We start from the raw sequence: 7,594 nt of genomic DNA, 5'->3' as shown, positions 1-7,594 counted from the left end.
CTGGGAACGCAGCCTGGGCGCACGGGTTGCCTTGACCCAGCCCATGGGCGCTGGGGCCGTGCAGGAATTCACCTGGCAGCAAGTGGGCGATCAAGTCCGGCGCATGGCCACGCATTTGCAGGCACTGGGTCAGGCGCAGGGTTGGGAGCCCGGCGCCAAGGTGGCGATTCTGTCGAAGAATTGCGCGTGGTGGTTGATGAGCGACTTGGCCATCTGGATGGCCGGTTATGTGTCGGTGCCGCTGTACCCCACCTTGGCGCCCGATACCATTCGACAAATTTTGACGCATAGCGAGGCCAAGGCCTGCTTTGTCGGCAAGCTCGATGGTTGGGCCGGCATGAAGCCCGGTATGCCCGACGGCATGCCCTGCATCAGCTACCCGCTTTCGCCCGACGATGCCAAGCAGTCCTACGACAGCTGGGACGCCATCTGTGGCCGCACTGCCGCGCTGGTGGGCGAGCCCATCCGCCAAGCCGATGACCTGGCCACCTTGATCTACACCTCGGGCACCACCGGCGCGCCCAAGGGCGTGATGCACTCTTTTGGTTCCTTCGCCTGGGCGCTGAGCACGGCGCTCAAGCGCATCCACATGTCGGCGGACGACCGCATGCTCTCCTACCTGCCCTTGGCCCATGTGGTGGAGCGGGTGTTGGTCGAACATGGCTGGCTGCGCACCGGCTTCTCGGTCTATTTTGCCGAGAGCTTGGACACCTTCGCCGCCGACCTGCAGCGCGCGCGGCCGACTGTCTTTTTCTCGGTGCCGCGCTTGTGGGTCAAGTTCCAGCAAGGCGTGCAGGCCAAGATGCCGCAGAAGAAGCTCGACTTCTTGCTCTCGCTGCCTCTGATCGGCGGTTTGGTGCGCGGCAAGATCATGAAGGCGCTGGGCCTGGACCAATGCCGGATTGCTGCCGGTGGCGCCGCACCGATGCCGGTTGCCCTGCTGCACTGGTATCGCAAGCTGGGCCTGAATATTTGCGAAGGTTACGGCATGACCGAGAACCTGGCGGTCTCGCACATCACCCTGCCGGGTGAGGACCAGATCGGCACGGTCGGCCCCGCCTATGACGGCGTCGAGACCCGCATCGACCCCGCAAACGGTGAGCTGCTGATGCGCAGCCCCGCTTTGATGTTGGGTTATTACAAGCAGCCCGAGCTGACCGCCGAGGTGCTGACAGAGGACGGCTGGCTGCGCACCGGCGACAAGGGCCAGATCGATGCCAAGGGCTTGCTGCGCATCACCGGCCGGGTCAAGGATCTGTTCAAGACCAGCAAGGGCAAGTATGTGGCGCCGGCGCCGATCGAGGATAGGCTGGGCCAGCATCCGTCGGTTGAAGCTTGTGTCGTGACCGGGGCCAGCATGGGCCAGCCGGTGGGTGTGGTGATGTTGTCGCCGGAAGCCGCCGGCCACAGCGGCACCGCCGCCGAGCGCGCCGAACTCAGCACCCAGTTGGGCGCACATCTGGACAGCATCAACGCCAAGCTCGACCCGCACGAGCAACTCGACTGCCTGGTCGTCATCAAGACGCCCTGGACCGTCGACAACGGCTTCATCACCCCCACCTTCAAGATCAAGCGCAACCGGGTGGAAGAGGTCTACGGCCCGCAGCTGGAAGGCTGGGTCGGTGAGCGCAAAAAGGTGGTGTTTGGGGATTGAGGGCGGCTCGCCGGCCTGCGCCGGCAAGCCTGCTCGACTCAGCGGCGCTGCCGCCAACTCGACCTTGCTGAAGGCGATCAGCAGCGGGCTGACGTAAGCGCAGGGACGGGCGGCTGGCGGGCCGGTTTCGGCTCAGCGCAAGCACCATGACTCAGGGCCACTTCGGCGGCCCGAGTCAGCTCGCTGCCGCCAATGCGTGGGCATTCGCATTTGGCAATGCCACTCAGCACGTTGGCGTAAAGCGGCCGCGGGGCCACTTCGTAAGCGCCGCTCAAGACCTGCTGCAGGCGCTGCTGGATCGCATAGACATTGGCCCGCTCGACGTTTTGCAGCAGCACGCCAAAGCGCTGCGCCCCGATGCGGGCCACGACATCGCTGCTGCGCACCCGGCCGCGCAGGCGCGCGCCGAAGGCCGCCAGCAAGGCTTCGGCCTGAGCCGCCTGCTGCACCGGCGCGCCGAGCGGCTCGCGCACCTCCACATCGATCAAAAGCACCGCCGGGCGCGTGCCGAAGCGCCGTGCCTGACTCAGCTCACGCCCCACCAGCTTGGCAAAGCCTTGCAAATTGGGCAGCGCGATCAAGGCGGGCGCGCCCGCCCGCGCCGTGGGTTGGCGCTTGGTGAGCAGAGAGATATCGGCGGCTGTGTTTTGCACGGGCAATTTGAGGTTGTGGGCGCCAAAAATCGGCTGAGGTGAGGATCACAAACGCTCGGTAACAGCCCATATATTTGGCCTCCCTGTCATCAACAAGTGTTCATGTCCTCATCTGATAAAACGGGGTTGACGCGGCAAACCCGACATGGGTTTGGAAATATTTCTAGCCCTGCCCGAGGCTGACTCAGCCAAGCGCTAGAGTGCGGGCTGCCGCTTGGCTTGCAGAACTCCCGCTCCCCCGTCCTCATGCCCGACATCACTGTTTTGCTTCGCGCCGCCGGCCAGGGTGACGCTGCCGCTGCTGACCAAGTCGTGGCTTTGCTCTATGCCGACTTGCAAAAGCTGGCGCGCAGCCGCATGCGTCAATCCGGCCACCTGACCCTGCTGGACGCGACCGGCCTGGTGCATGAGTCCTATCTGCGCCTGTACGCCCGGCTGCAAAAGACCGAAGGGGCGGAGCAGCAGGCCTTTCCAGACCGCAAGCATTTCCTCGCCTATGCCGCGCGGGTGATGCACACGATCGTCATCGACATGGTGCGGGCCCGCCAAGCCGCACGGCGCGGCGGCGAGTTTGCCCATGTGACGCTGAATACGGCGGTGGCCGAGCTGGCGCCGCAGGGCGACGACGAAATCCTGCGCGTGCACGAGGCGCTGGCCGAGCTGGCCGACCTGGACCCGCGCTTGGCGCAAGTGGTGGAAATGCGTTACTTCGGCGGGCTGCTGGAGGCCGAGATCGCCGAAACGCTGGGCGTGACCGAGCGCACCGTGCAGCGCGACTGGCAAAAAGCACGGCTGTTTTTGTCGATGGCGCTGAAAACATGCTGAGTCAGCCGCCCCGCCGAAACATCGACAAGGCCCGCTGGCCTCGCTTAAGCCCGCTGCTGGACGAGCTGCTGGACCTCAGCGCCGATCAGCGGCCCGCCCGCTTAGGCGTGCTGGAGGCCGAGGACCCTGAACTGGCCGCCGATCTGCGCGAGCTGCTGTGGCGCCAGGACGCGATGGACGCCGCCAACTACCTGGCCACGCCCGCCCTGCAGGCCATGGAGGCGCAACAAGTCAAGCCCAGCAACCGGGCCGGCCAGCAGATCGGCGCCTACAGCTTGGAGCGCGAAATCGGCCGGGGCGGCATGGGCACGGTCTGGCTGGCGCGCCGCACTGACGGCCGCTTCGAGGGCTTGGTTGCGATCAAGTTCTTGAACGCCGGCCTGCTCGGCCGAGGTGACGCCGGGAGGTTTGCTCGCGAAGGCCAGATCCTCGCCCGGCTGGCCCATCCGCATATCGCACGCCTGCTTGACGCCGGCATCACGGCCAATGACAGCGGCGAGCAGCCCTATCTGGTGCTGGAATATGTGGACGGCCTGCCACTGGACCGCTATTGCGAGACCCAAGCGCTGAAGGCCCGCGCGCGCGTGGCACTGTTCCAGGACGTGCTCGCTGCCGTTGCCCATGCGCACACCCGGCTGATCCTGCACCGCGACTTGAAGCCGTCGAATATCCTGGTTACTTCAGCGGGTGAGGTGAAGTTGCTGGACTTTGGCATTGCCAAGCTGCTGCATGAAGAAGGAACAGACCGTGAAGCAAGCGCAGCGACCGAGCTGAGCGCCTTAGCCGGCCGCGCCTTCACCCCCCGCTACGCCGCGCCCGAGCAGGTGCAGGGCGGTGAGGTCAGCACCGCCACCGATGTCTACGCGCTGGGCGTGCTGCTCTATTTGCTGCTGAGCGGCCAGCACCCGACCACCCCCGGCGATGAAGAGCAGACCACGCCGCTGGAGCGGATGCGCACGTTGGTCGAAGTGGCGCCGAAGAAGCTCTCGGACCAGGTCACTGACAACAAGCCGCTGGCGCGCGAGCTGCGCGGTGATCTGGACACCATCGTCGCCAAGGCGCTCAAGAAATTGCCGGCCGAGCGCTACACCAACGCCGCCGAGCTGGCCGAGGACCTGCGCCGCTGGTTCAACCATGAGCCGATCACGGCGCGGCCGGACAGCAAGGCCTACATCTTCGCCAAGTTCGTGCGCCGCCACCGCGTCGCCGTGGCGGCCGGCTCGCTTGGTCTGCTAACCCTGAGCGCCAGCGTCGGCGTGGCGCTGTTGAAGGGCCAGGAGGCGCAAGAGCAGCGCGTCCAGGCCGAGGGCTTGATCGAATTCATGCTCGGCGATCTGCGCAAAAAGCTGGAGCCGGTCGGGCGGCTGGATGTGCTGGATGCGGTGGGGGAAAAAGCGCTGGGCTATTACGCGCAGCAGCAGCTGGGCAGTACCGATGCCGACTCGCTGGGGCGGCGTGCGCGCGCCTTGCACCTGATGGGCGAAATCGCTGAGAAGCGCGGCAAGCTGGATGAGGCCGATCAGTTCTTCAAGCAGGCAGCCATCAGTACCTCTGAACTGCTGAGCCGAAGCCCGCGTGATACTCGCCATATCTTTGAGCACGCGCAAAGTGAGTATTGGGTCGGATACATCGCAAGGCGGCGCGGCGAGGCGGGAGAAGCCCACCAGAAGTTCGAGTCTTATCTTGCGCTTGCCACCCAACTGACGCAAATCGAACCGGGCCACCCGCGATGGGAAGTCGAACAGGCTTCGGCTCAGATGAATCTGGGCGTGCTCTTGCTGGACTCGGGCCAGACCCACGGAGCACTGGCAGCTTTCACAGCATCGGTGGGTTCTTGGAACGAGATCGCCACCAAGAACCCAGAATCGAACTTCGAGCTGGCCAATGCCCATGGTTGGGTGGCAAGAACTCACGAACGCGTCGGCAACTTTCAATCTGCCCTCAAATCCCTGGATGCCAAGGTCGCCGCGATCCAAGCTCGGCCGAGCACCTCGGCCAATAGCAAGCTGGAGAGTTTGCTTGCGGGAAGCTACTACGATGCTGCCCGCATGCATCTGGCATTGGGTCAAGCCGATAGCGCCAGGCAAGCGGCAAGCGCATCGATACAGCGCTTCACGCGTCTGGTCGCCAGTGACCCGGAAAACCTCGACTGGTTGCTGCAACTCTGCCAAGCCAAGCTGGAACTGGCTGATGCCCTCGACACGGCCAGTCTCACGCAAGCTATTGCGCCATTCGAGCGTTTGAACAGAGACGTCGAGCGCTTGCTGCTGCAGGGAGGCGGCAACAAGCTGCTGCCCAAAAACGTAGCCCTGAAGGCTCGCTGGCTGCTACTAGATGCACGCAAAAATCCGAGCAACTACACGCAAAGTCGCGGCGAGCCCTTGCGTGCATTCATCCAAGAAGTCGGCGTCTTGGCGCAAGCAGGCAAGACGCTGAGCCCCTCGCAACAGGGAGCCGTCGCTCGGGTGGAGTTGTTGCTCGGCGACTTGCTGAGCCGTACATCCCCGCCCCAAGCGCTTGCGCTGTGGGAGCGGGTTAGCGCGACACTGCTGCCGGCGTCCGAAAAAGGCGACATTCCGTTAACAGTGATACGCGCTCACGCGCTAGCGCGCCTGGGGAAGACTCAAGAAGCTCAATCCTTGGTCGAAAGATTGAAGGCTTCGGACTACAAGCATCCGCTGTACGCCGAGCTTCTCACTTTCATAGCAAACACTTCTTCGCAGGGCAACGCCACATGACCACGACCACAGTTCCGATGTTTCCTGCCTACCACGTTCGGGTGGTGTCCAACGCCCAAGGCACGCCCGTGTGCGAGCCTGCAAGCCTGTCCGTTTCCGGAGCAAACGTGATGATCTCCTTCGATCTCGCCGTGGCCGGATACGAGTTCCCCGACACAGATGCGATCTTTTTCACTGGCGCGACGGATCAGTTTCCTGGGTCATGGCGCCTTTCACCCTCTCAACTCACGCTGGTGGATTACGACGGTGTGCAAGGCAGCGATACCTACACGCTGAACATTAGGAATACCGCCACGGGTGAAATTTTCCCCATCGATCCCATCATCGTGAACGAGGATTGATGCCAGTTGAAATGCGCTGAAACGCGCTGAAACGCGCTGAAACGGCTTGAGGCCGAGCATAGCGGCCGCAAGACAAGGAAAGCCCTATTGCTCAGGCACTTAGCTGCGCCGCTTGCCCCCCGGCACCACCAGAACCACGCCACTGAGCACCATTTCAATGCTCTCCGACCAGGCGCGGGCGATCTTGAGGCAGCCGCTGTGGTTGAGGTGAATCTCGTTATGCCAGTCGCCGCTGCTGCCACTGGTGCCGGCCGTCGCCGGCGCCAAGGGCACGGCGGTTGAGTCGAACACATGCAGGCCAGGGAATTGTTCCTTGTCCGCCGCCATGCTTTTCAGCAGCAGCGCCAGATGGAACACCATCAAACGGCTGACCGCCGCCCAATCGGCGCTGGGCAGCGCGCAGGCCTTCAGCGCTGGGTACAGCCAAGGGCCGGACGCGCCTAACTCCGAGTTGGCATTGGCCTCGGTGCCGGCAGGACGCGGCATCGGCAGGACGCGGCATCGGCACCGCATAGCAATGCATAAAGACCGGTTTGCCAGCCGACGGGCCCTGGTCGCGCAGCGTCAGCAAATGCCGCACATTGGTGCGCAGGTAGTCACTGTAGGTGGCCCAACCGGGTTCAGAGAAGTAACGCGCTACGCCGGCTGACGGCGGGCCCCACTCGGTCTGGCGGCGCAGCAGGCGCAGATGCAGGGGCACCTCGGCGCCATCGGCCGTGTGGGCGGGGGTTTGGGCAGCCGAGATCAGGTCATTGCCGCCGACCGAAAGCAGCACGCCGTCCCAGACCGGCGCGTCCGCAGCACTCAACAAGCGCACAAAGTCGGGGGCCGACGCCAGGTCCACCATATGGCTGAGCGCGTCGCCGGAGCCGGCGCAGTTGACCGCGCAGGTGGGCTGTTTGAAGACCATCTCCTGCAGCAAATTGGCATGCGCATTGAGCTTGGCGGTAGCGGTCGAGAACCAGGAGTCACCCTGCGCCAGCAAGCGCCAGCGGTAAGCCGCCAGATCGGGTGGCGGAGCGCCGGACGCAGGGAGGTCCTTCGGGGTAAAGCAGGCCAAATGATCCAAGAGAAGGCACTCCAGTGTTCAGCGTTACGAAAATAACGAGTTTTCGAACTGCTGCGCGGGCGGCGCGCAGCGCAGGCGTAGCTTAGGCGATTGCTGGGCCATTTTTGACGAATTGGCCATGCTGCAAACCCTTAGCCTGCATGGAAGTTCGGGCCCATCGTCAGCAGCCCCGCCCGATCAGCCTAGGAGCCCGGGCGGCAGAAAAATCGGCGGCTGCAAGTCGCCCGCAGCGGTCCATTTTTCACCGTCTTTTTGCCCCATAGCCGAGCTATGAGGCTGCAAATCCGGCAAAAACTGTCCGCGCCGGGGACGCC

The 7,594-nt window shown here is 64.0% G+C and carries 6 protein-coding genes; 4 read left to right on the top strand and 2 right to left on the bottom strand.

What is annotated here, in order from left to right; all coding sequences use genetic code 11:
- Nucleotides 1-1,654: AMP-binding protein (locus RMO57_RS10485; RefSeq protein WP_310386379.1), on the top strand; the 1,654-nt coding region annotated here is incomplete at its 5' end.
- Between the two features lie 77 nt (nucleotides 1,655-1,731).
- On the opposite strand, the gene RMO57_RS10480 is transcribed toward RMO57_RS10485, so the two are convergent.
- Nucleotides 1,732-2,307 carry a diguanylate cyclase domain-containing protein gene (locus tag RMO57_RS10480; protein ID WP_310386378.1) on the bottom strand — a complete coding sequence of 192 codons (576 nt, stop codon included), beginning with the start codon at nucleotides 2,305-2,307 and terminating at the stop codon, nucleotides 1,732-1,734.
- 246 nt (nucleotides 2,308-2,553) lie between these two features.
- On the opposite strand from RMO57_RS10480, the gene RMO57_RS10475 reads away from it, so the two are divergent.
- The 3 genes from RMO57_RS10475 to RMO57_RS10465 are packed head-to-tail and all read left to right on the top strand — an operon-like array spanning nucleotide 2,554 to nucleotide 6,211.
- Entirely contained in the window at nucleotides 2,554-3,132 is a 579-nt protein-coding gene (locus RMO57_RS10475) for an ECF-type sigma factor (protein WP_310386377.1), read from the top strand.
- Nucleotides 3,126-5,870: a protein kinase domain-containing protein gene (locus RMO57_RS10470; RefSeq protein WP_310386376.1), complete on the top strand. Its 2,745-nt coding sequence runs from the start codon at nucleotides 3,126-3,128 to the stop codon at nucleotides 5,868-5,870. The genes RMO57_RS10475 and RMO57_RS10470 overlap by 7 nt, the downstream gene beginning before the upstream one ends.
- The gene (locus RMO57_RS10465) at nucleotides 5,867-6,211 is read left to right on the top strand and encodes a hypothetical protein (protein WP_310386375.1); all 345 of its coding nucleotides are present in this window, start codon (nucleotides 5,867-5,869) and stop codon (nucleotides 6,209-6,211) included. The genes RMO57_RS10470 and RMO57_RS10465 overlap by 4 nt, the downstream gene beginning before the upstream one ends.
- Nucleotides 6,212-6,428: 217 nt before the next feature.
- Here RMO57_RS10465 and RMO57_RS10460 read toward each other — a convergent pair whose 3' ends face one another.
- Nucleotides 6,429-7,280 (bottom strand): hypothetical protein, encoded by an 852-nt coding sequence (locus RMO57_RS10460; protein ID WP_310386373.1) that lies wholly within the window; start codon nucleotides 7,278-7,280, stop codon nucleotides 6,429-6,431.
- Nucleotides 7,281-7,594 lie beyond the last annotated feature (314 nt).

Source organism: Roseateles sp. (assembly GCF_031397715.1).
In the GTDB taxonomy this organism is placed as follows: Bacteria; Pseudomonadota; Gammaproteobacteria; order Burkholderiales; family Burkholderiaceae_C; genus Paucibacter_A.
Note: the sequence above shows the minus strand (reverse complement) of the source record. Positions and strands in the feature narration are given on the sequence as shown.